Annotated in this window: 19 protein-coding genes; 2 read left to right on the top strand and 17 right to left on the bottom strand. The window is 42.7% G+C overall.

Annotated elements, in window-relative coordinates:
* Positions 1 to 11: 11 nt before the first annotated feature.
* From OKIT_RS03100 to OKIT_RS03065, 8 genes are all read right to left on the bottom strand, one after another.
* Positions 12 to 1,085: a carbamoyl phosphate synthase small subunit gene (locus OKIT_RS03100; RefSeq protein ID WP_007745232.1), complete on the bottom strand. Its 1,074-nt coding sequence runs from the start codon at positions 1,083 to 1,085 to the stop codon at positions 12 to 14.
* On the bottom strand, positions 1,082 to 2,095 hold the full coding sequence (gene argF / locus OKIT_RS03095; RefSeq protein ID WP_007745230.1) for an ornithine carbamoyltransferase: 1,014 nt from the start codon (positions 2,093 to 2,095) through the stop codon (positions 1,082 to 1,084). The genes OKIT_RS03100 and argF overlap by 4 nt, the downstream gene beginning before the upstream one ends.
* Entirely contained in the window at positions 2,092 to 3,252 is a 1,161-nt protein-coding gene (locus OKIT_RS03090) for an acetylornithine transaminase (protein ID WP_007745229.1), read from the bottom strand. Before OKIT_RS03090 ends, argF begins: the two co-directional genes overlap by 4 nt.
* Before the next feature lie 9 nt (positions 3,253 to 3,261).
* Entirely contained in the window at positions 3,262 to 4,443 is a 1,182-nt protein-coding gene (argJ, locus tag OKIT_RS03085) for a bifunctional glutamate N-acetyltransferase/amino-acid acetyltransferase ArgJ (RefSeq protein WP_007745228.1), read from the bottom strand.
* A 16-nt stretch (positions 4,444 to 4,459) separates the two neighbouring features.
* A complete protein-coding gene (gene argC, locus OKIT_RS03080) occupies positions 4,460 to 5,509 on the bottom strand; it encodes an N-acetyl-gamma-glutamyl-phosphate reductase (RefSeq protein WP_028291865.1) in 1,050 nt (349 codons plus the stop codon).
* Positions 5,510 to 5,705: 196 nt separating this feature from the next.
* Positions 5,706 to 6,698 (bottom strand): Gfo/Idh/MocA family protein, encoded by a 993-nt coding sequence (locus OKIT_RS03075; protein WP_007745226.1) that lies wholly within the window; start codon positions 6,696 to 6,698, stop codon positions 5,706 to 5,708.
* A gap of 35 nt (positions 6,699 to 6,733) precedes the next feature.
* Positions 6,734 to 8,074 (bottom strand): PTS sugar transporter subunit IIC, encoded by a 1,341-nt coding sequence (locus tag OKIT_RS03070; protein WP_007745222.1) that lies wholly within the window; start codon positions 8,072 to 8,074, stop codon positions 6,734 to 6,736.
* A gap of 27 nt (positions 8,075 to 8,101) precedes the next feature.
* Positions 8,102 to 9,124 (bottom strand): Gfo/Idh/MocA family oxidoreductase, encoded by a 1,023-nt coding sequence (locus OKIT_RS03065; protein WP_007745221.1) that lies wholly within the window; start codon positions 9,122 to 9,124, stop codon positions 8,102 to 8,104.
* A 224-nt stretch (positions 9,125 to 9,348) separates the two neighbouring features.
* Here OKIT_RS03065 and OKIT_RS03060 point away from each other — a divergent pair, with 224 nt between their 5' ends.
* Positions 9,349 to 10,221 carry a MurR/RpiR family transcriptional regulator gene (locus tag OKIT_RS03060; RefSeq protein WP_007745219.1) on the top strand — a complete coding sequence of 291 codons (873 nt, stop codon included), beginning with the start codon at positions 9,349 to 9,351 and terminating at the stop codon, positions 10,219 to 10,221.
* Between the two features lie 14 nt (positions 10,222 to 10,235).
* Complete coding sequence (locus OKIT_RS03055) at positions 10,236 to 11,207, top strand: Gfo/Idh/MocA family protein (protein ID WP_007745214.1); 972 nt, start codon at positions 10,236 to 10,238, stop codon at positions 11,205 to 11,207.
* Positions 11,208 to 11,229: 22 nt separating this feature from the next.
* Here the strand turns inward: OKIT_RS03055 and cdd are convergent, their stop codons facing one another.
* The 9 genes from cdd to OKIT_RS03005 form a co-directional block, all read right to left on the bottom strand.
* On the bottom strand, positions 11,230 to 11,634 hold the full coding sequence (gene cdd / locus OKIT_RS03050; RefSeq protein ID WP_007745213.1) for a cytidine deaminase: 405 nt from the start codon (positions 11,632 to 11,634) through the stop codon (positions 11,230 to 11,232).
* The gene (locus OKIT_RS03045; protein WP_007745212.1) at positions 11,631 to 12,536 is read right to left on the bottom strand and encodes an LCP family protein; all 906 of its coding nucleotides are present in this window, start codon (positions 12,534 to 12,536) and stop codon (positions 11,631 to 11,633) included. Before OKIT_RS03045 ends, cdd begins: the two co-directional genes overlap by 4 nt.
* 101 nt (positions 12,537 to 12,637) lie before the next feature.
* Complete coding sequence (locus OKIT_RS03040) at positions 12,638 to 13,261, bottom strand: hypothetical protein (protein WP_007745211.1); 624 nt, start codon at positions 13,259 to 13,261, stop codon at positions 12,638 to 12,640.
* Positions 13,262 to 13,367: 106 nt separating this feature from the next.
* On the bottom strand, positions 13,368 to 16,433 hold the full coding sequence (locus OKIT_RS09360; RefSeq protein ID WP_007745210.1) for a glycoside hydrolase family 73 protein: 3,066 nt from the start codon (positions 16,431 to 16,433) through the stop codon (positions 13,368 to 13,370).
* Positions 16,434 to 16,532: 99 nt separating this feature from the next.
* The gene (locus tag OKIT_RS03025; protein ID WP_007745209.1) at positions 16,533 to 17,966 is read right to left on the bottom strand and encodes a lipopolysaccharide biosynthesis protein; all 1,434 of its coding nucleotides are present in this window, start codon (positions 17,964 to 17,966) and stop codon (positions 16,533 to 16,535) included.
* A 37-nt stretch (positions 17,967 to 18,003) separates the two neighbouring features.
* Positions 18,004 to 18,990 carry a glycosyltransferase family 2 protein gene (locus OKIT_RS03020; RefSeq protein ID WP_028291864.1) on the bottom strand — a complete coding sequence of 329 codons (987 nt, stop codon included), beginning with the start codon at positions 18,988 to 18,990 and terminating at the stop codon, positions 18,004 to 18,006.
* A 2-nt stretch (positions 18,991 to 18,992) separates the two neighbouring features.
* Positions 18,993 to 20,240, bottom strand: coding sequence for a hypothetical protein (locus OKIT_RS03015; RefSeq protein WP_241778162.1), 1,248 nt, complete (start codon positions 20,238 to 20,240; stop codon positions 18,993 to 18,995).
* Positions 20,241 to 20,353: 113 nt separating this feature from the next.
* Entirely contained in the window at positions 20,354 to 20,962 is a 609-nt protein-coding gene (locus OKIT_RS03010) for a Wzz/FepE/Etk N-terminal domain-containing protein (protein ID WP_007745204.1), read from the bottom strand.
* Between the two features lie 38 nt (positions 20,963 to 21,000).
* Positions 21,001 to 22,080 (bottom strand): acyltransferase family protein, encoded by a 1,080-nt coding sequence (locus tag OKIT_RS03005; protein WP_007745203.1) that lies wholly within the window; start codon positions 22,078 to 22,080, stop codon positions 21,001 to 21,003.
* Positions 22,081 to 22,090: the final 10 nt, after the last annotated feature.

Here is a 22,090-nt window from a genome sequence, read left to right as displayed (position 1 = left end):
GTCCTCCTTTTTTATGTGAGTTGTTGTTTGGTTTGACCGATCAGCTGCAGGAACTGATCGAAAATTGCCTGGCCATCATGCGGGCCAGGTGCAGCGTCTGGATGAAACTGGACTGAAAAGGCCGCGTCCTGAGTGGACTGAAGCCCTTCAATTGTCCCGTCATTAATTTCTCGGTATGTAACTTGCAGTTTTGTGCCTGGAATCGAAGCTGCATCAACGGCAAAGCCATGATTCTGTGCCGTGAAAAATGCCTTGCCACGGTCACATTTGACCGCATGGTTAAAACCACGATGACCAAATTTCATTTTGAAAGTTCTCGCGCCGTTAGCCATAGCAAACAGCTGATGTCCCAGGCAAATACCTAATAATGGTTTAGCCTGCTGCAACTGGCGAATTTCAGGCAGGACATCAAGCCAGTTCTTGGGGTCGCCAGGTCCGTTAGAAAGCAGAATACCGTCCGGATGAATCGCGAGAACTGTTTGAGCGGTCGCACTGCCTGGAAACACAATCACAGAACAGCCGCGCTCTGCCAAAGCCTGAATAATGGATTCTTTAATCCCGAAATCCATCACAGCAATCAGCGGGCCATCCCCTTGTGCGGCTATATGTTTATGCACTGCGAGTGCTGGCAAAGACGGTAAAACATGCGTCCCTGACGGCGAGCTAGAAATCGTCTTGTCGCTTACTTCATCCACCAAGCTAGCCGCCATCACACCTTGATCCCGTAATTCTTTGACTAGTTTTCGTGTGTCGATGCCCGATAAGCCAGGCAGTTGTTCGGATTTTGCCCAAGCATCCAAAGACATTTGACTGCGCCAATGACTGGGCGTGACTGCCGCTTCATGCACGATGACAGCGGCAGCCTGCGCTTTGCTGCTTTGATTGTCAGCAACGTTAATACCGTAATTGCCGATCAAAGGATAACTGAAAACAATCAGCTGCCCTTGGTAAGATGGATCGGTCAACGTCTCTTGATAACCGGTCATGCCAGTGTTGAAGACTAGTTCACCACTGGCGGAGACATCGGCACCAAAAGCCTCACCGCTGTAAATAGAGCCGTTTGCTAAAACAAGATACCGTTTCATAACTCTAAAGCCCTTGGAATAAATAAGTCGCCTAAGGTCGCGGCCATGACAGCTTTAATCGTGTGCATCCGATTGGCTGCCTGCTGGAACTGATGGGCATATGGTGCGTTGAAAACCTCATCAGTAATTTCCATCTCTTTGAGGCCGAATTTTTTAAAAATTTCCTGCCCCATTGTTGTATTCAGGTCGTGAAAAGCTGGCAGATCGTGCAGTACGACTGTGTTGGGATTATGCGTTTTAGCAACTGTCTTCGCATTTAGCTGGTAAGGCTGCAGCAGCTTAATCCGAGATTCCCACAAATCCTCTTCGCCCATCGAGGCCCAGACATCCGTGTACAGCACATCGACACCGTCGACTGCTTTATCCAGATCATCACTGATAAGAAAGTTGTCCGAATATTGACTGGCTAGATTAATCACCTCTGCATCCGGCTGCAGGCTCTTCGGGCCGACCAGATGAATTTCAGCACCCAGCATCGATCCTGCTAACAGGAGTGAACGAGCGACATTATTGCGTGCATCTCCTAAATAAGCTAATTTAATCCCTTTAATATGTCCGAATAATTCATCAATTGTCATAAAATCAGCCAGCATCTGAGTTGGATGCCAGTCGTTTGTCAGGCCATTCCAGACAGGTACTTTAGAATAAAGGGCTAGATCCTCGACATTTTTTTGTTCAAAGCCACGGTATTCAATCGCATCGAACATGCTTCCCAGCACCTTAGCCGTATCGGACAAAGATTCTTTTTTGCCAAACTGAATATCGTGTGCCCCGAGGAATTCGGCATTCGCACCTAAATCCTGCGCGCCGACCGTAAAAGAAGAACGCGTCCGAGTACTGGTTTTTTCAAACAGCAAAGCGATATTTTTACCAGCCAGATAATGATGCTGAATATGTTTTTCCTTTAACTCCTTGAAATACTCGGCCAATTTAATCAGTGTATAAAATTCATCGGGTGTAAAATCGGCTTCTTTGAGAAAAGAACGTCCCTTAAAAATATTCATTGTCATGCTGTCACCTCACTTTGTTTTTTAATCACAGATGCAATCGCATCCACAGCTGCGGCCAAATGCGCTTCGTCAATAATCAAAGGCGGCAGCAAACGCAGTGTATTGTGTTTGGAAGAGAGTGTCAAATAACCCGCCGCCTGCAAATCACTGATCACGGACGCCACAGGCAAAGTGCCAGCTAGTTGAATACCGATCATGAGGCCCTGTCCGCGAATATCCTGGACTTGCGGAAGATCCTGCAGCTTCTCTTTTAATAGTGAGAAAACAAAGCTGCCTTTTTGCGAAACATCTTTTAAAAAGCTATCAGTTAATTGAGACAAAACAGCATTGGCACTGGCCATTGCTAGTAAGTTACCGCCAAAAGTTGTGCCATGTGAACCAGGTGTGAAAGCAGAACCCAAGACTTTTTTGCCCATCATGGCGCCGATCGGAATACCGGCTCCCAAAGCTTTAGCACTGGTAATAATGTCAGGCTCCAGACCATAATGCTGAAACGCAAAAGCAGCTGCGGTACGGCCAATACCGGTCTGGACTTCATCGACAATCAGTAAAGCAGCACAAGCTTTAGCTTGATCGGCCAGCTTTTTCAGCCAATCTGGATCAATCATGTTGACGCCGCCTTCGCCTTGAATCATCTCGACAATCACAGCCGCAAAAGAATCATCCAGCAGGTGCAGCGCGAAGGGATCGTTATAAGGTGCCACCACAACACTAGTCTGATCAACGAAAAAGCCGCTTTTAATACCAGGGTAGTCGGTTACCGCCAACGAACCATAAGTCCGGCCATGAAAAGAATCCGTAAAGGTCATAACCTTTTTCCGACCCGTAAATTTATGCGCCAGTTTTAAAGCGGCCTCATTGGCCTCAGTCCCGGAATTAGCAAAAAAGGCTAAATAATCAGAGCCGGCAAGCTGTGTCAGTTTACCAGCCACTTCTTCTTGAAGGCTGCTTTCATAGAGATTTGAAACATGCCAAATTTTATGCAGCTGCTTGTCAACGGCATCCACAATCGCCGGATTATGATAGCCAAAACTCATCACGCCAATACCACTGGCCAAATCTACATATTCTTTGCCTTGTTTATCAGTCAGATGAAAATCGTGGCCATCGACCAATTCAATTGGAAATCTACTGTATGTATGAAATAAATGTGTCATTTTTTCTCCTTATGTCCTGTACATGGCGTTAATTTTCACGTAATCGTAAGTCAGATCTGATCCCCAAGCCTGGCCTTTTCCTAGCCCTCGGCCTGCCGATACATCGAAAACAATTTTCTTGCTTTTCACGGCTGCTTCTAAGGCCGGTAGATTCTCTGCAACAATCTCGCCTTGATCAATGACTGGCACTTGATTAATGGCCAAGGCAATCTGGCCAGCTTGCAAATCCACACCCGCATTGCCAATTGCATCAATCACACGTCCCCAATTAGGATCTTCACCAAACGCCGCCGCTTTAACCAAATTCGAACCGACAATTTTTTTAGCAATCATACGGGCCTGCAAATTATCACCACTGCCGCTGACATTAGCCGTCACGAGTTTTGAAGCGCCTTCGCCATCCTCGGCAATTTTGATTGCCAGATCCTTCATCAACAGATACAAGGCTTCTTTAAATTCATCGTATTCAGGGCTGCCGGCCAAAATTTCAGCTTCCTGGCTTTGACCATTCGCCAGCACGAGCAGCATGTCATTTGTCGAAGTATCGCCATCAATCGTGATCTGATTAAAAGTGATTTCTGTCAGTTCTCGCAACAGTTTTTGCAGCAGCTGGCCGTCAATACTGGCATCCGTACAGATAAAGGAAAGCATCGTTCCCATATTGGGATGAATCATGCCGGAGCCTTTCGCCATACCAGTCATCGTGGCCTTGCCAAACTGTAATGCCGCCACTTTTTCCTTTGTATCAGTCGTCATAATGGCTTGGGCAATCTGGGTACCCTGACTTTTTTGAAGTTGGGCAATCCCGGTCATCATTTTTGCCATCGGCAGTTGTTCACCAATAATGCCTGTCGAAGAGACAGCGACCAGATCCGGTTTAATTCCTAGTTTCTTGGCGACAATTTCCTGCTCGCTTAGGGCGTTTTCATATCCTTGCTGTCCTGTAAATGAATTGGCATTAGCTGAATTGACGATCACAGCCTGCAGCTTCTGGGATTTTTTAACTGTCGCTTGCGTCAGGACGACTGGTGCTGCTGGGAACTGATTTAATGTGAAAACGCCAGCAGCATCGGCGGCAACATCCGAGACGATCCAGCCTAAATCTGGTTTATCAGGATTATGCCGTAAATTCGCATGCAGCCCATCGCTTGAAAAACCTTTGGGCCAAATTAATTTATCCAAAATTTCCATTTTCTCTCCTACTCTCCTATACAAGTGCTGGCATCAGCGGCAAGCCGGCCAACGGATCAAATCCAAACAGCTGATTCAAATTCTGTACAGCTTGTCCGGCTGCACCTTTTAACAAATTATCGATAACACTCACGACGAATAAGATTCTTGTCACCGGGTTGTACTGCCAGCCGATTGCAGTCAGGTTGCTTCCGACAACATCTTTGATAGAAGGAAATGCCGGGCCGCACAATTTAATGAAAGGATCATTTTGATAACTGTTTTCAAAAGCCTGACTAATTTTCTCTGCGATTTGCGTCTCGTCATCCCCAATCTCATCAGGAATCTTGGCGTAAATGCTGGCCATAATGCCTCGCGTGATCGGCAGCAGCGTCGTCGTCATCTGAATGGCTTTTAAATGCGGGTCAAACAACTGCAATTCCTGCATAATTTCTGGAATGTGCTGATGCTGATTAACTTTATAGAGGCTGAGATTATCGTTGACTGATACAAAATGATTAGATGCGCTGGGACTTTTGCCGGCACCAGAAACACCAGACTTGGCATCGACAATGATCGATGACAGATCAATCAAATGCTCTTTGACTAGCGGTATCAGCCCTAAGAGCACAGCCGTTGCATAACAACCAGGATTGGCGATGTAATGAGCTGGATGCTGATGCGTTTCCACAAGGCCGTAACTGGCTTTAGCCAGATAATCATGATCGGCAGCGGGCTTGTGATACCACTTTTCGTAAGCAGCAGCAGCGTGAAGACGAAAATCACCAGACAAATCAATCACTGGAAAGCCAGCTTGGATGAAAGGCAGCGCGATGTCTTTTGTGACACCGGCTGGCGTAGCAAAAAAAACGAGATCTGTTTTTGCCATAATCACATCAGCATCAAAAACTGAGATCACAGGGTCAGCTTGGTGGAATTGGACAAGCCCAGCAATTAAGTCAGAAAGGTGTTTTCCAGCGTTAATCTTGCCAAAGAGTAAAATTTTATCGACATTGGGGTGACTTTGCAGTAATTGATACAGTACGCTGCCTGCATAACCCGTTACGCCGACCAAAGCAACAGTCATATTCATGAGATTCTCCTAAATTTGAGTACAAAAAAACAGTTAACTTACACAAGAAAAAAGTGTCAGAAAACTGTTTTATCGTCGAACGATATTAAAAGAATGGAATGAACTTGTCGCCTGTAAGTGCGTCATAATCAATTTGATATTCACTATACACGCTTTTGACAAAAATGCAAGAACATGAAATTAATTTTTATTAAATAGCTGATACATGCAGGTTTGGCCCAATTTGTGTACGCGCCTGTTCCAAAATACGGATGACCTGATAACTGTGATCAAGCATTTTCAGCATCAAATCCCAATCATCATCAGCAATCGCCTGGTTAAAGGTCTTAAATTCGTCATACATACGATGCTGATCGACTGGCACCGTTGTCAAATCTTCGTCATCCGTGTGCAGGGACAGCGCTGCTAATTGGTTAGTCGGGCTTTGGACGCGAATGAAACCTTTTTCGCCCTCCATCACACTACTGTCGCCTTGCAACAATGAATAAACATCCTTACCTGCAATCGCAGCAACAGTGAGATCCGGATAGGACAGGGACAGTACGCCCGAGGTATCAACACCATTCACAATGTTCGGCGCATAATGAATGGCCCGAGGCTGCCCAAATAATCCGACAGCCAGATGAATATTGTAAACATTCAAATCCTGCAAGGCACCACCACCGCGGTTAACATCGAAAGCTGGCAGAATCGTACCAGCTTTGAATTGATCGTAACGGGAAGAGTATTGTGAATAATTCAAAACGGCTAAATGAATCGGGCCTAATTTAGGCAGCCAATCCTGCAGTGTCTGGAAGTTGGCCAGATACTGGTTGCTGATTGCCTCATATAAATGCAGATGACGCTTCACAGCTAACTGTTTTAATTCGTGAAATTCAGCTGTTGTCTGAACAAAAGGCTTTTCTAGTATGACGTGTTTGCCAGCGGTCAAAGCTTTTTTCGCGTAAACAAAGTGCAAGTTATTCGGCAGGCCGATGTAGATCGTGTCAACATCCGGATCTGCTAACAAGGCGTCCACATCTGTATAAATTTTCTGAATCCGGAAACTCGTTTGGAAGGCCTGCATATTTTCCAGATCAGCTTCGCGGCCGAAAATCGCCTGCAGATTAATTTCCGGCAATTGGCCGACCATGCTGAGAAAATCTTTCACAATTTTTCCAGCACCTAGGATTGCTAATTTCATAAAAGTTCTCCTTTTCGTTTAATAGATGAAATAACTTAATTGACGGCTGATTTTAATTCGCCCACAACTTCCTGCTTGGCTGCCTCTTCAGCAGCTTTCTTGTTCTCGGCATCGACGGCTAATTTATCAGCCGTCTTGAAGAACGGCAGATAAACAGCTACAGAAATTAGAATCTGGACAATATTCAGAACGGCACCACGCCAGCCGCTGACCAAGAATCCAGCGATGATCGGCGGTGTCGTCCAAGGAATATTAACTCCGTTAGTTAAAGGAACCAATCCGATACGCATGGAGATATAAGCGACCAAAGCCATAATGATAGGGTTCAAGATAAAAGGAATCACCATCAAGGGGTTTAGCACAATTGGCAGGCCAAAGATAATCGGTTCATTAATCGTGAAGATTTCCGGCCCAATTGCCAGTCTGCCAATCGCTTTGAATTGCTTAGAATGAGCAAAGAATAACAGCAGTAAGCACAAGCCGAAAGTTGCACCAGAGCCGCCAATCTTAATAAAGTTATTGTAAAATTGATAATTCACAATATTTGGAATCGCTTTACCCGCTGCAAAGGCGGCCGCGTTTTGAGCTGTTAAGGCCAGCCAAATTGGCGTCATGACACTGCCGACGACGTTGGCACCATGAATACCAAAAGACCACAAGAGACCTTCAATTAAAAGAACCAAGATAGTCGCTGGTAAAGAACTTCCCAAGATTGTCAAAGGCGTTTGCAAATTGGTAAAGATAAAACTTTGAATCGATCCAAAGGATGTCTGCTCAAAAATAATTCTAACCAGATTGAAAATGATCACGACAAGCGCCAATGGGATCAGGGACGAAAATGACTCCGAAACATTTGTCGGCACAGCATCGGGCATCTTGATTTTCCAGCCGTGTTTATCGACAAAATGCAGTATTTCAACGGCCAAAATCGATACGATCATGGCAACAAACAGACCTGAAGCACTCAGATTGTTCATGGGAATACCGATACCTAAAGTCCCATTTTTAAAAGTGTACATAGGTGTGACGACAAAGAATGCGGCCATGGCTGAAAAAATGGCACTAATTTTATTTAAATGATATGACCCCGCCATTTCATTAGCGACTTCCACAACAATATAAATGGACATCAAATTCATTGAAATGTTATAAGGGATATTAAAAATGCGCTGCCAGCCAGTACCAAAAATGCCACGCATAAAACCGGCATAAGCGGGAATTGGCAAATTAGCCAGAAGAATGAAGAAAGAACCAACAATCAAGATGGGCATAGCTGCAATAAAGGCATTTTTAATCGCACTGAGATAACGATTTCCATCTAATTTAATGGCAATTTTGGACATTCTCGTTTGAAAAGATTGCATGAATTTTTCCATTTTTAAAACCTCTAAAATTCCGTGAAACTATTCTTGAATCTGCTTGATCGCCGTCTCCAACATTTCAAGCTGTAACACTGTCTCTTCATCTTTGACCGGTTTTTCTTTGCCATTGACAATCGCATCATAGACAGCAGCGTACATTCGGCTGTAGTCGCCTATTTCAGATTCGACTTTCTCTTCGTGGTACTTGCCGGCATCATCGAGATAGGTTAAAGTGCCGTAATCTTCGGGCCGGTCAATCCCGAAGTCAGCATGGTCAGGCATGTAAAAATGTTTCAAATCCACTTCTTGACGATCTTTTTCCTGTTTGACAAAGACACCTTTTTTACCATAAACAACAAAACTAGGGCGTGCTTTCAACCTGAAATAACTGGACTTGACCGACACTTTTAAAGGCCCGTCGTAGAACAAATCCAGATCAAAATAATCATTCATACGCCCCTTGCCCAGCAGCTGGCGAACCTCAAAATGTGTGCCCCTCGGTTTGCCGAAAAAGGAAATCACCTGATCCAGAGTATGGCAGGCATGTCCATATAAGTAACTGTTGTAGACAGAAAATTCCTTAACACTTTCTGGTACTTCGGGCCGGAAATAGTCATAACTCATTTCGACTTCCAGCAAATCTCCGAGCAAGCCGCTTTTAATCACTTTTTGTGTGGTCAAAAAATCCGAATCATAACGCCGGTTCTGGTAGCATTGAACAAACAAGCCTTTCTCTTTAGCTAAGCTGAACAGTTCTCTGGCCTGAGCCGAAGTTTCTGTGAAAGGTTTTTCGACCAGCGCGCCCTTGCCATGCTCCAAAACATCTTTAGCCAAGGAAAAATGCGTATTGCTGGGTGTGGAAATCACGACCAGCTGGATCTCCGGATCGTCATAAATATCATGAATGTCATTCGTATAGTTAATGCCATCAATTTTTGGCCAACTGCTGTCGGGCTTTCTTGAATAAATCGTCTTAACTTTGATCTTGTCTTTCAGCTTCAAAGAAAAAGGCAAGTGGTAACGATTTGCGCTTTTCCCGTTTCCAATGTAAGCAATGGTCAGCATTTCATAAAACCTCCTGAAATAACTTCTTGATTTGGTGTAAAGTTATCTTCCAAAATTATTGTACGGGCTGGATTTTGTGAATTGATAGCGTTTTGGCAAGCTGGTCAGGATTACCAATAAATGAAAGCGCTTTCTTTATCTTTGGCCCTTTTGTTCAGCTTCTCGGCCTATGAAGACAGGCGCGTTTTCGAGTGAACAAATATAATTAAGAATGAAGGTGAATCATGCTGCTAATCGATAGATTGAAAAATCAGGACAAGCTCACGGCGACAGAAAAAAAGATTGCCGATTTTGTTTTGGAAAATTTGACCGACATTTCATCAATGAGCATCGAGAAATTAGCCAAACAAAGCTACACGTCGCATTCGGCCATTGTGCGTTTTTCCAAAAAAATGGGCTTTGACGGCTACAAAGAATTCCGGATCGCCGTATTGAAAACGATCCAGGCGCGCCTCTATAATCTGGAAAACGTTGATACCAATTTTCCCTTTACGGCCACTGATTCACCGCTTATCATTGCCAAAAAACTAGCTGATTTGACTGTGAATACGATTAAAAGAAGTTATGCCCAATTATCAGAGGACCAATTAATTCAAGCTGTCGATATGTTAACCAAGGCCGAACGGATTTTTCTATTTGCGGAAGGCGATTCTCAAATTCGGGCACGCAGTTTCCAAAATAAGCTTGTCAAAGTCAACAAATTTCTGATTCTCGGCGAAGAATATGCCGACGAAGACTGGACTGCAGCCAACATGACACCCAAAGATTGCGCGCTTTTTATTTCTTACGGTGGTAAAGTCCGGCAATACGGGCGCATGCTGAACTATCTAACAGATCAAAAAGTGCCAACGATCGTCATTACTGGGAACCCTAAATCTAAAATAATTGAAACAGCCAGCTTGGCACTAGTTATTGTTCAAGATGAGTATGATTTTCTAAAAGTTTCCACCTTTTCGTCTCAGATCAGCTTTGAATATTTATTGGATACACTCTTCTCAATCCTATTTGCGCGTGAATACAATCAGAATATGATCAATTTAAAACGTAAACGCGGCATTTTGGAGATCGGCCCGTTGTCAGGCAAAAAATATTACTAATAAAGAGGTTGCTTATGATTAAATTTGGAATTATTGGTGCTGGCCATATCGCCAACCGTTTTGCACAAAGTCTGGCGAATTTTCCGGATGCTGAGCTTTATGCCATTTCCGCTCGCAGCATGGATAAGGCTCGCGCTTTTCAGCAACAGCATCCTAGTGAACTGATTTACGACCATTACCAGGCACTTTTAGACAATCCACAAGTACAAATCGTCTATGTTTCTTTGCCGCATGGCCTGCACCGGGAGTGGGTCTTAAAAGCACTGGATGCCGGCAAGGCTGTGCTGTGTGAAAAACCAGCCGGAATCAATGCACAACAGACCCAAGATATCATTGATAAAGCCCGGGAAAAACAGCTCTTTTTCATGGAAGCGATGAAAAACCGTTTTACACCAGCCTACCAAAAAATTAAAGAATTGGTTCAGGATGGTGCAATCGGTCAACTAATTAACATTCAAGCTGCCTTCTGCCGTATCCTTCCAGAATCACAAGCAACTTATCACTATCAGCCGATCCAGGGTGGTGCCTTACTGGACATGGGCATTTATGATATCAGCCTCGTCGAAGATTTTTTCAAAGGGCCGCTGACAATCGGCCAAGTGGATTATAAAATGCATGAAAACGGCATCGAAATTTATGCTCAGGCGCAACTATTGGGCGATAACTTTTCAGCCCAAGTCACAGCTGCTTTTGATCGCGATGCACCAACTAGTGCGGTCCTCACTGGCAGTAAGGGAATAATTACGATTGAGAATTTCCACCGTCCCCAGTCCTTCAAATTGCAAACAATCGAAGAAAACCAAGAGTTTAATCTACCTTATCAGCATGATGATTTTCACGGTGAAATCCAAGAAAGTATAGGTGCGATCAAATCCAATATTAATGAGAGCCCGGTGATGTCGCTCAGGGATAGCATTACCTGTGCCAAACTAATTGACGCTATTAAAAATAAAATGCCTGACTCACAAGCTAAGCAAAACAGCTAATAGTAGTTTTGTAGGTGGTTTCTTAGGTCAGCTCGATAAAAGAGTCAGGCAATAGATGGGCTAAATCAGTCTGCAAAACCTTTCCGTGTGTGTTCGTCAAAAAAATCGGCATATCTTTCTCAAACCACTCTGCCATCACTTGGCGACAAGCTCCACAAGGTGCGATAGCGCCATTTGTCTTGCCTGAAACAACCAAAGCTTCAAATTTCTGGTGCCCAGCCGCAACGGCTGAAAAAATGGCCGTGCGTTCAGCACACATTGTAGAACCGAAAGCCGCATTTTCAATGTTGCACCCTTGAAAAATCTGGCCATCGCTAGTTAATAGCGCCGCACCCACTGGAAAATGGCTATAAGGAATATAGGCTCTGTCCAGCTCTTCGTCAGCCATTTGTTTTAATTGATCGTATTCAGGCAAATAGTCTGTCATTGTAAGGCATTCTCCAATTCATTATGCACACGGTCTTTTTCAGCCTGACTCATAAGCTGCATGGATTGGCCATTGATCATAGCACCAGTCCCGCGCATCTGATCAGATTGAATATTGTTGAGCGCATGGCGGTAATTCAAAGCCAGGTTCTTAAAGCCGCCAAAGGACATGTCCGTCAGAACATTAGCTGAGACAGTATTGAAAAAACGCTGATTGAAAATGGTTGTCGGATTAGAAACGGCTTTAGCTAAGATGGCCTTGATCACCTGTTGCTGGCGCATCTGGCGGCCGTAGTCGCCGTTAGGCAGATCAAAATGGCGTTCACGCACATAAGCTAACAGCTGATCACCTTGCATATTGTAGGTGGTGCCATTAATAAAGGAATGGCCGAATTCGGTAAAGGTCAGATTCGAGGTTACAGACACACCGCCCAGAGAATTCACGATGGACTCTAGGCCGCCCATGTTGATCAAAGCATAACCATTTAATTTGATGCCGGTTAGCTTTTCAACCTGCTGAATCGAGGAATCAGCTGAGCCATACGCATAGGCCGCATTGAGTTTGACCATCTGGCCATTGACATAAATCGGCGTATCGCGCTGCAGGCTCATCAGTAAGGTCTGCTGCTTTTGCGGATTGATCACAGCCACCATCATGGAATCGGTGCGGCCCTTATAGTTCCGGTCCAAAGCGCCGGTATCGGTGCCCAATAACAGAATGGCAATCGGCTTGCTGTCTTTAGTCAGCGTCTCTACCCGGTCGGCTTTTTTAATCGTCTTAGTCGGCTGCTGCATCTTTTGAATGGCACCGTTAGTCCGCCATAAAGCGTAACCGCCGATACCAACGACGACTAACACAGCGGCCAGCAGCAGTGAACAAAATCCAATTATCCATTTTTTCATCAAATTGTCCTAACTGGCATTTGAAAATAAAATATCATGCCAAATCCTTGTCTATAATAGCAAAAAATGGCTAAACAGGGCTAATAAACATCAGAGGTTAATCATTTCCTTTGAAGTTCTGCCAATCTGGCTGGTGTTACGACGCGGGCGGAGAGGTTATTTGTATAGCTTATGGCATCGTTCTGCTGATAATAATTACGCATGGCCTGATCAATCGAGACAGAGAAAGGCGCCGTAATCGGCCTGGTCACCTGAATTTGATTATTGACGATACGGATTTTCGCTGATAAAATATCGGAAATGCCCGCAAAGCTGTCAGCATTCGGGACATAACGATGAATTTCGCCATTGTTGATCGACCCCGTCATATCCCAATAATTGCTTGCAAAATCAAATTGATTGTTAGGTTTAGCGTTTTGGTTGGGAAAGGCCGCTTGAATCAAAATAGCGATTTGGTGGACAAGATCCAATGACTGCCATTGTATCTGCTGAGTCTGAGATGATGAAGATGTACTTGATGAGGCAGATGAGCTGCTAGCAGCTGAGGATTCGCTTGATGATTGTGTTTGAGACTGACTGCTTTTTGAAGAAGACGTCCCGACCTGTTTTTTCTGATCCTGATTGGACGTGATGGTTAGAGATCTGGTCAGCAGGAATCCCGCTATGACCAGCACAATAACAGCCAGAATCGAAATAATAATTTTTCCGCTCGTTCTTTTAAACATGGCACACCTCTTTCTGTGAAAAATGATACCCGTCAATTAGGCGGTTGTGACTGTCTCTGTTAATTATCTCAAATAAGCGAACCAACATAAAGATATCAGCAAGGAGTTAATTAGCATCCAGAACATTTAAATTGTAATTTTCAATGACCGACACCAACAAATGTGAATAAGATGGATCAGTCGCGTAACCATCTTGCTGAATATTAATGGCCGCTTGTGCGTAACTTCCGGCAATACTCCGAGCCACATTACTATATCGATTGCTTGATTCGCCGGACAGGCCATGTACCATTTTGTCCACATAGTCGTTAAATGAATTTAAAATACTCGAGTAGGTATTGAAATCAGCATTTATTGTATATGGACGACCGTTTTCATCATACTCAGTTGTTGGTAGATTGACAGACCCGTTGGCAAATTGTGATTTGTTTGCTTTGATGCCAAATAAATTATTGTTCGGACTCAAAGCTAGATCGCTCGTTCCCCAACCAGACTCTAAAATTGCCTGAGCAAGCATGATCGAAGCATATAAATCATTGGTATTTGCTGCTGTAACTGCATCATTAACGATGCTATAAAGCCACTGCTGCTGTGTTGAACTAACTCCTACTGAACCCACAAGAAGCTGGCTAGTCTGCAGGTCTTGTTCTAGGACATGATCATTATGCTGGCCGTTGGCATAAGTAACTGAGTATTCGTATTGAGAATTAGAGTCCTTCATGGCTCTGACAGCCGTGACCTTCCCCACCCAGTTACGGTGTGGCACCAGATTATAGCCATTAGATTCTGTCTGGGCATAGGAACGGACTTGTACCTGAGTGCCAACTTGAAAAGCAGCTGGCTGGCTTGGCTGCCAATTAGAAGCCGTCAGATCCTGTTCGGCGACATAGAAATTATTATTGCCGTTGGCATAAGTAACCCGGTACTCCCACTGAGAATGGGAATAATTGATTGGTTGCCGGCTAACAATGGTCCCTACCCAACCACGGCGGGGAACCAAACTATAACCGTTGGTTTCGGTACCTGCAAAGCTTTGAATCTGCACTTGCTGTCCTACTTGGAACTTAGCACCAGTAGCAACTGGTAATGCAAGATTTTCCATAGAACTTTGCCATATGTCACTACTATTCAATGGATCGGCTGAACTAGAAAAGGCATATAGGGAAATATTAGGCACATCCCAGCCCCAAGAAACTGGCACGGTAAATGTAAATCTACCAGTTGAATTGGGAACTATGGTAAGCGAGTTCCCGGCCTGCGTTACTCTAATCCTGAGGTTGGGATCGATATACCAATCATCACTCCCGTCAGATCGAATGCCATATTTAACGGCAGTAATAACACTACCGGTAACCACTCTTTGATTATTGACCAACTGTGCGCTTGCATTAGGAATAGGAAATACACCAATAACGGTGTTATTTGATATGTTGAGACTGTTATATCCAGACCAAAAATGTATTGGTGCCAGATGATGACCAGGCCAAACCGTTTCTACCCAATCAACGAGTGGGTTAACAAACAGGTTGCCTGTGACCGTTATATTTCCAACAGGCGTGGAATGCTGACCAACCCCTGTAGAATAAGCCAAAACATTACCATGATCATCTAAATAAGGCAGGAATTGGTTATTGGAAATAGTGACGTTATTTGATTCTTGCGTCTGAGCATTATGCTCTGCGCTGTCTGAATCAATTTTAGAAATATAATCAGCATCCCAGACATGATTATTAGAAGAAGCATCCAATTGGATAGCCTCAGCATAATAATCATGGCCGTCATTCATATCCAGCCTAGCTACTTTTTTAAGATTTGGTGCATAACCAATAAATTTATTATTTGAAAAAGTCGAATTTTGAATGCCGCCAAGATCAAAAATATGTTCGCCTTCAGTATTCACCATCGTAAAACTATTGTCATGAACTTGCCAATTATTACCATGATCAGCCATCACGATGAAGAAATTGCCATTGACCAAATCCTTAGCTTTCACATTCAAATTTGACATGGTAAAATTTGAAACACCATCAATGGCTCTAAGACCGGTAGCCAAACCTACCCAAATTGACTGGCCATCAACAATTAGATTGGTTTGGTTACCATTAATCGTGGTATTAGAAGATAAAATAATATTTCCAGCAGTAGAGGAGAGGTTCTGTGGCCCTGCTGCGCCCATAGAATAATTTCCTTGCGGTAACTGAATATTTGTACCTGGATGTTGGGAAGCATAATAAAGGGCAGTTTGCAGCAACTGATCATTTTGGCTGCCACTGTTTGTCTGACTCATATTTACGTGATAATCGTTGCCGCTAATAGTTGGAGCTGCCGGCTCCCAACTGGCGGGGACAAGATCCTGTTCTAACACATAATCATTTTCATAACCATTTTGGAAATTAATTTTGTATTCCCAAAAAGAGTGTGAGCCGCTGAATGGCTGTTGGCTGATGATAATTCCGACCCAACCACGATGTGGGACTAAATCATAGCCATTAGATTCATTCTGCGCATAAGACCCGATTTCAACTTTTTCACCCACAGAAAAAACCGGATCCGAATAACCAGATAAATCCTGTTCTAACACATGATCGTTATGTTCGCCATCATAGAAAGAAACCATATACTCATAGCCAGAGCCATTCGATACTGTGGAAATAGATAAAACTTTGCCCACCCAATTCCGGTGCGGAATCAGGTTATAACCGTTAGATTCTGAAACAGCAGATGCGCTGATTTGAACAATGTCCCCCACTTTGAATTTCGATGGAATTGCAGGTGTCTCGTTGGTATCTGAATTATTTGCTGTATTGTCAGACGGTAAATTGCCAGGCTGAGGGGCGTTCTGCTGAGTACTCGATGAATCACTACTGTCCGATGAAGACGCCGCAGAAGAATTAGCATCTGCGGTGTTTCCTAATACGTTTGGCTGACTAGTTGCAGCGGTTTCAGGAGAGGTGCTAGTGCTGTTTGTCGCGTCGCTACTGGTTGCAGTATTATCAGCTTGATTATCTTGTTTAACACTTTGAGTAACAGAGGTATTGGGGATGACATTGGTGTCGGCTGACGCGCCAAAACCGAAAATAGTAGGAACCAAGATCAACAAAAAAAAGAAAACAAATGAGATTAAATATCTTGGAACTGATTTGAATAAACTTGTTTCTTCTTTTAAACGCATAAAATCCCTCAAAAACTATTTAACACTTACAAGTCTATTACTAACTAAGACAACTCTGAGAATAGGATTGCAAAAAATCATATTATTAAAGAAAATCTATTATTTAAACAAATGATACAAATTTTTGATCTCACCCATAAAAAATAAAGGGATAATCGTAAAGAACCAAAATAACATTGAATTTAAAAGCAGCTGCCAGAATACAGAACGCAAATCAAGACCAAATATCTGAGGTACCAATATACTCAAGTAGCCGATTAAAGAAGCCACTAATGGCTTGAAAATCATTATGATATAAGACCTTAATTTATCATCTAAAACTCTTCGCGACAGGTACCCAAAAGACACCCAAAAAATGATGTAATAGTGAATCGTCATCATCAAAGCCATACCATTGATTGATTTTGTAAAAACACCAAAAACAATGAAAATAGCCGTAATTGCAAATTCAAAGAATCCTATATTCATTAACTCTTTGGTTTTATTCCTCGCTTGGTAAATCGCTCCTAAAGTGGAAGTTGTCATATGTATCCAAGTCGTTAAAGCCAGTATACGGAATGGAAAAATAGCGCCAGACCATTTCGGCCCGAATAAAAACTCAATGATTAAATCGGCATTCGCAAACAAATACACAGATAGTGGGATTCCAGCAATCATTAGAACGTTAATGACACGATGGTATATTTTCTTGATCGTATCAATATCCGACTCAAAATTGCTAAGAACCGGTTGCATGACAGGCACAATTACCCCAGCAAACATATTGTTGGGATAAACAACGAGTTGAAAGGATTTACCATAATTTCCTAAATCTTTCTGTCCAAAAAATTTACCGATGACCAAGTTGTCCATGTTTCCGGCGAAATAATTAAAGATACCAAAAACCATCTGATATCCAGAAAAAGATCTGATTTTTGTAAAGGAGCCCCTGTCATAACCCTTTAGCAATTTCAAACCTGAAAAATAAAAATAAAAGATAAAATTGATCAAAGATGGCAAAAGGTTAGAAATTACCAAGGCATATATACCCCATCCACCAAAAGCAGCGGCAATTCCTAAAATACCGCCAATGATATAGGCAAATAAACCGGTGAAATTCAGTTTTTTAAAATCTTGTCTTTTTTGCAGAATAGCCACTGGCACAATTGAAACAATCGATAACAAAACTAAAGGTGCCAAAAACCAACTCAGCTGATAATAGATCGGATTTCGATATATCAAAGCAAAGGGAATACCTAAAGCCCCGAAAAGAACAAACGCCACAAGTGAAATCGCAAATAAAATCTTAAATAAAGAAGAATAATCTCGATCGTTTAATTCTTTATTTTGGACAATAGCTGGTCCAACTCCCAAACTCGTGATCAACTGAAAAAATGGCAGCAGCACCAGCATGATGTTTAACACACCATAGACACTGGGTCCTAAAATCCTAGATAAAACAATGCTGATAAAAAAATTGGACACAACACCGGCATATTGGCCAATAGCTGTAAAAAAAATGCCGTGACGTAATTGTTTTTTTATAATATCCATTAATTTTCTTAACGTTGATCCAAGGAACAGTGGGATTTCACTTCCATATTTTTTCCATCACCTCGGCACGATACTCATACTCAGGATCGCCATACTCAATCGGTGGATTAAAGAAGAAGCCATTCCAAGTACCTTTGATAATGATTCCCAACTTCGCAAAACGGAACTTCACGCCTGGTGTTAGTAACACTTTGACAAAATCATAGGCATTATGACCCAGCGTTTTTATGTATTTCGGTAGTGAATGACGGCGCTTGGACGTGCAAAGGCGATTTCTGAATTCATTCAGGTAACGAGGCAAACGAGCTCTAACCTTTTCACCAGAAATATCTCCTGGCAACGGATTCTTCCCGCTGGCATGTACCACGATCGAATTGCGGACAAAAAAACCCGGGAAGAAGTGCGTTACACGTTGGGTATATTCAATGTCATCCCCCCAAATAAAGTATTCTTTTTGCGGCAAACCAACTTTGAGAACCGCCATCCGAGAGATGATTGTTGAGACAAAAGTCGAATGTTTGATGCGGACAAAAGGCGCATCCCCATAATAAACCTTGATTTTATCGGAAAATAAGGGTGCAGCCATGTTCATATTAGCCCAAGTCCCGTCTTTCCAGATATCGTGACTGGCGGCCATACCAGCTGTGGGATCTAATTTCCAAACTTCTAATAGCCGATCTAAGGCATCATCTGTCACCAGCGAGTCATCATCCATCAGCCAGACGAAATCATCATTGGTCTGCTGAATAAAGGCACGCACGCCTTGATTAAAACCGCCAGCGCCACCCACGTTTTTTGGCAGATCAACAAAAAAAATCTTGGTGTCTTTTTTTGCTTCTGCTAAGACCCAATCTTTTGTGCCGTCTGTTGAAGCGCCATTCACAATAATAATGTGTTTCAGACTCGCACTATGCTGGTTCTGCAAAGCGGCAATAGATTGTTTTAGCAAATCCAAACGATTATACGTAACAACCACGGCGCTCACGGTTATGTTCTCAGTATTTTCAATAAATAATTTAGACATCTTTATGATTTTAACACCTGTGTTTCCTTCATACGATATTGAGCAAATCTGACAAAAACAAAAATAGAAATCAATGAATAATAGCTGAACCAATTAAAGTCGAATAGAGCTAACACGCCATACATAATCATCGTATATTTGGCGGCATCTTTGACAAAAATTGTTAAATTATCTTGCGGCATCTTGGTGCGGAAATCATAGAATAGTTCTCTTACCTTACGTATGATCGGCAGGAAGAATAACAAACCATACTGAGCCAGAAAACCACCCCAATCAGACAAAACCGCATAGTGATGACTGAATCCCCAAAGATACTCAACGTTTAATTTTGTGTTTCGTGGTGCGAACTGAACAATGTAATGACTCACATAACCATTTCCAACCCCGAACAATGGATAGTGCAAAAAAGTCAGAAACAAACCTATTGTGCCGCCTGTTCGATTAGAGGCAGATTGGCCGCCTTTGGCAAACAAATAGCCATCCAAAAAACCGTGAATTGAATTAATTGTGAAATAGGCCAGCGTGATTGCTGCAAGACCTAGTATTGCCATCGTGATGAAAAACTTTTGCGTTCCGCCACGCATATCCCAGACCAAAACCAGCCCTGTCAAGCCAATTGCCACCAACCCGGTCGTGGTCTTAGCCAATGCAAAGACAGCGGCAATAAAGAATAGTAGTACGTAGGCTTCAGTCGGAAACTGACCAAATTTATTTTTGATGAAGGAATAGCCGTGTTTGACAGCTGATAGCACCCATGGCAGAAATACAACTGCCAGTTGTCCGGCCAAAAAAGCCGGTTCAATCTCTAGTCCGTTTGCGCGATGCATGGTAGCCGCATAAGAACCTTTCACATAATCACCAACAATCCCCCATCTGGGTAAAATTGATTGGTCGATGTAGTTCACCCAGCTCAAGGTCCAATTCTTACCAGTAGCAACGATCAATTGCGGAACTAATACTAAAATACCCATAACAGCTAAAGTCAGAATCGTACCGCGGATATATCTGTACATATCTGCATCAAATCGAATACTGCAAAATAACAGCAGATACACAATCAACAAAGATAGAATCGTTGAGAGAAAGCCAAAAAAAGAGCCCAAAATATTGAAATCTTGGGAATCAGACCCAAACTTACTATAATTCCAAATCAGTAAAATAATTTCAGAGACGGTGAGCAGGACAAAGTATAGGACAATCTTGCCTTGAAAGATTTTCTCCTGAAACAATTCTTTTGGTTGAAGTGTCACCTTAAAAATGAGATAGGCCGAGAAAACAAAAAAAGGCAACACCGTGAAGGGTTGCGGGATCACATTTGTAAATTGCTTTACAAATAAAGAAAAAAATATCAGCCAAGCCGACATTACTTCAATTTATCCTTTATATCATTCCATAAAAGCACAGCACCAGAAAGAACAAGTCCCAAAGCAGCGCCTATCAAAGTGAACTTTCGTGTACTAGGCCCTGTCTCACGGACTGTGTTGGTCGCCTTTTGTGCAACAATCACTTTTCCGGCAGCGGGCAGGATCCGAGGAAGAACTTTTTTTGTCGACGCAGCTAATGCGTTCACGATACGGACAGCTTTTCTCTTATTAGCAGCACTCGCACTGATATGCATTAAGACGCTATTATCCGGCGAAGTCACTGTCACATCTCCCGAAGAAAACGCAACCGTTTTTTTTGCGTCATCTGTAATCGCTGAATTCTTAATCAGTGCTTGAATCGAATTCTGCAGAAGGATGTCGCTCTGAGTCAGATCAAGCGCATTGGCATCACTATTCTTTTTGTCGTTATCACCGAAATTGCTATAGTTATGCGAAATTGTCAGCACCGCATTAGCGTGGTATGTTCTAAACGCAGCCATCCTAGAATAGGCAAAGCCAAAGCCGGCAAAAATAATCGCCGCTAAAAGCCAAATCCACCATTTTTTAATGAGCAATTTTAATAAGTCTAATAAAGAGTATGTTTTCATATTTTCCAATCCAAGAATTAATTATAACGAAGCTAATGCTATTGTACTTTAAGCGGCCAGTTTCTTTGAAAAAAGATCGTTTGCACGAAATGGCTGCGATTAATCAGAAAGGCAGTTATAAAGGTCAGAAAGGCAATGATCAAAGCCGCTAGGGTCCAGCCTAAATAATTATTTAAGTGCAGTATGTAAAGATATCTATTCACCAATTGGACTTGCAAGAAGATCAAGACCCAGTCGTGCGTCACCATCAGCATTCCCGAATTCCGTCCAATCCAAGCCATCCAGCCGTGAATTTTTTTATCCAGCCAAATTGCCAAATCTAATATCACAATAATCGATGCAAATGCCGCCAGCAGGGTCTGCCAAGCATTTCCATTAATTACAGCTGATACAAAATAAAAGATATTTGTCTTCGATATATATACCCATACAGCCAAACAAAGGAGGGCAAAATAAGGCGTCTGAATAAAATGAAATTGTCGGGTCCTCTCGTCGAATAAATATTTGAACAAGTAGCCCAAAGCCAGAAAAGTGGATCCCAACAGGCCGCTCTGTATGTCAAAGGGCCATAGATAAGGCACAAATTCGTGCCGTACAATTATAAAAAAGATAAGCAGAGATGTAAGGAGAACAATGATGCGTCTGGAAAACTCTGGCAGCCTGGTAAAATTAACCAGTTTCACAAGCAAAGAAAAAGTTAAAACAGAGATTGCCATGGCTAAGAAAAACCAAATGGCACCAATTGGTGCTAAATCGCCCAATAAAGTAAGGTCGTGTCCGCCATTACCATAGATAGCACCAGCTAAAGTGCTTTTAACTGGCCAATTCAATAACCAGGCCAAGGCAACAATCATCAAAGATCCAAATATGTAAGGAACAATCAGATTATTTAGTGTATTAATAATCCGTTTTTTCCAGCTATAGTCGTGGAACAAAAAACCAGATAGAAAAAAGAAAATCGGCAAATTGCCAATCATAATGAAATTCGTTATCCACTGTGCGTAGCCATCATTTACCCACCAACCAATACCTGCGTGAGTGACAATGACCAGCAATAAGGCAATACCGCGAGCAACGTCTATGTAGGTGATTCTTTTTTTTCTTTGTGTTTTTTGCATGATTGATAGT

The sequence above is a fragment of the Oenococcus kitaharae DSM 17330 genome (assembly GCF_000241055.1).
GTDB lineage: Bacteria > Bacillota > Bacilli > Lactobacillales > Lactobacillaceae > Oenococcus > Oenococcus kitaharae.
This window is presented reverse-complemented; position numbering and strand designations above follow the sequence as displayed.

What these genes read in the sequence shown, in the direction of transcription:
- OKIT_RS03100 (WP_007745232.1), bottom strand. Translation starts at nt 1,085, where the DNA reads ATGAAACGGTATCTTGTTTTAGCAAACGGCTCTATTTACAGCGGTGAG.
- argF (WP_007745230.1), bottom strand. Translation starts at nt 2,095, where the DNA reads ATGACAATGAATATTTTTAAGGGACGTTCTTTTCTCAAAGAAGCCGAT.
- OKIT_RS03090 (WP_007745229.1), bottom strand. Translation starts at nt 3,252, where the DNA reads ATGACACATTTATTTCATACATACAGTAGATTTCCAATTGAATTGGTC.
- argJ (WP_007745228.1), bottom strand. Translation starts at nt 4,443, where the DNA reads ATGGAAATTTTGGATAAATTAATTTGGCCCAAAGGTTTTTCAAGCGAT.
- argC (WP_028291865.1), bottom strand. Translation starts at nt 5,509, where the DNA reads ATGACTGTTGCTTTGGTCGGCGTAACGGGTTATGCAGGCAGCGTACTG.
- OKIT_RS03075 (WP_007745226.1), bottom strand. Translation starts at nt 6,698, where the DNA reads ATGAAATTAGCAATCCTAGGTGCTGGAAAAATTGTGAAAGATTTTCTC.
- OKIT_RS03070 (WP_007745222.1), bottom strand. Translation starts at nt 8,074, where the DNA reads ATGGAAAAATTCATGCAATCTTTTCAAACGAGAATGTCCAAAATTGCC.
- OKIT_RS03065 (WP_007745221.1), bottom strand. Translation starts at nt 9,124, where the DNA reads ATGCTGACCATTGCTTACATTGGAAACGGGAAAAGCGCAAATCGTTAC.
- OKIT_RS03060 (WP_007745219.1), top strand. Translation starts at nt 9,349, where the DNA reads ATGCTGCTAATCGATAGATTGAAAAATCAGGACAAGCTCACGGCGACA.
- OKIT_RS03055 (WP_007745214.1), top strand. Translation starts at nt 10,236, where the DNA reads ATGATTAAATTTGGAATTATTGGTGCTGGCCATATCGCCAACCGTTTT.
- cdd (WP_007745213.1), bottom strand. Translation starts at nt 11,634, where the DNA reads ATGACAGACTATTTGCCTGAATACGATCAATTAAAACAAATGGCTGAC.
- OKIT_RS03045 (WP_007745212.1), bottom strand. Translation starts at nt 12,536, where the DNA reads ATGAAAAAATGGATAATTGGATTTTGTTCACTGCTGCTGGCCGCTGTG.
- OKIT_RS03040 (WP_007745211.1), bottom strand. Translation starts at nt 13,261, where the DNA reads ATGTTTAAAAGAACGAGCGGAAAAATTATTATTTCGATTCTGGCTGTT.
- OKIT_RS09360 (WP_007745210.1), bottom strand. Translation starts at nt 16,433, where the DNA reads ATGCGTTTAAAAGAAGAAACAAGTTTATTCAAATCAGTTCCAAGATAT.
- OKIT_RS03025 (WP_007745209.1), bottom strand. Translation starts at nt 17,966, where the DNA reads ATGGATATTATAAAAAAACAATTACGTCACGGCATTTTTTTTACAGCT.
- OKIT_RS03020 (WP_028291864.1), bottom strand. Translation starts at nt 18,990, where the DNA reads ATGTCTAAATTATTTATTGAAAATACTGAGAACATAACCGTGAGCGCC.
- OKIT_RS03010 (WP_007745204.1), bottom strand. Translation starts at nt 20,962, where the DNA reads ATGAAAACATACTCTTTATTAGACTTATTAAAATTGCTCATTAAAAAA.
- OKIT_RS03005 (WP_007745203.1), bottom strand. Translation starts at nt 22,080, where the DNA reads ATGCAAAAAACACAAAGAAAAAAAAGAATCACCTACATAGACGTTGCT.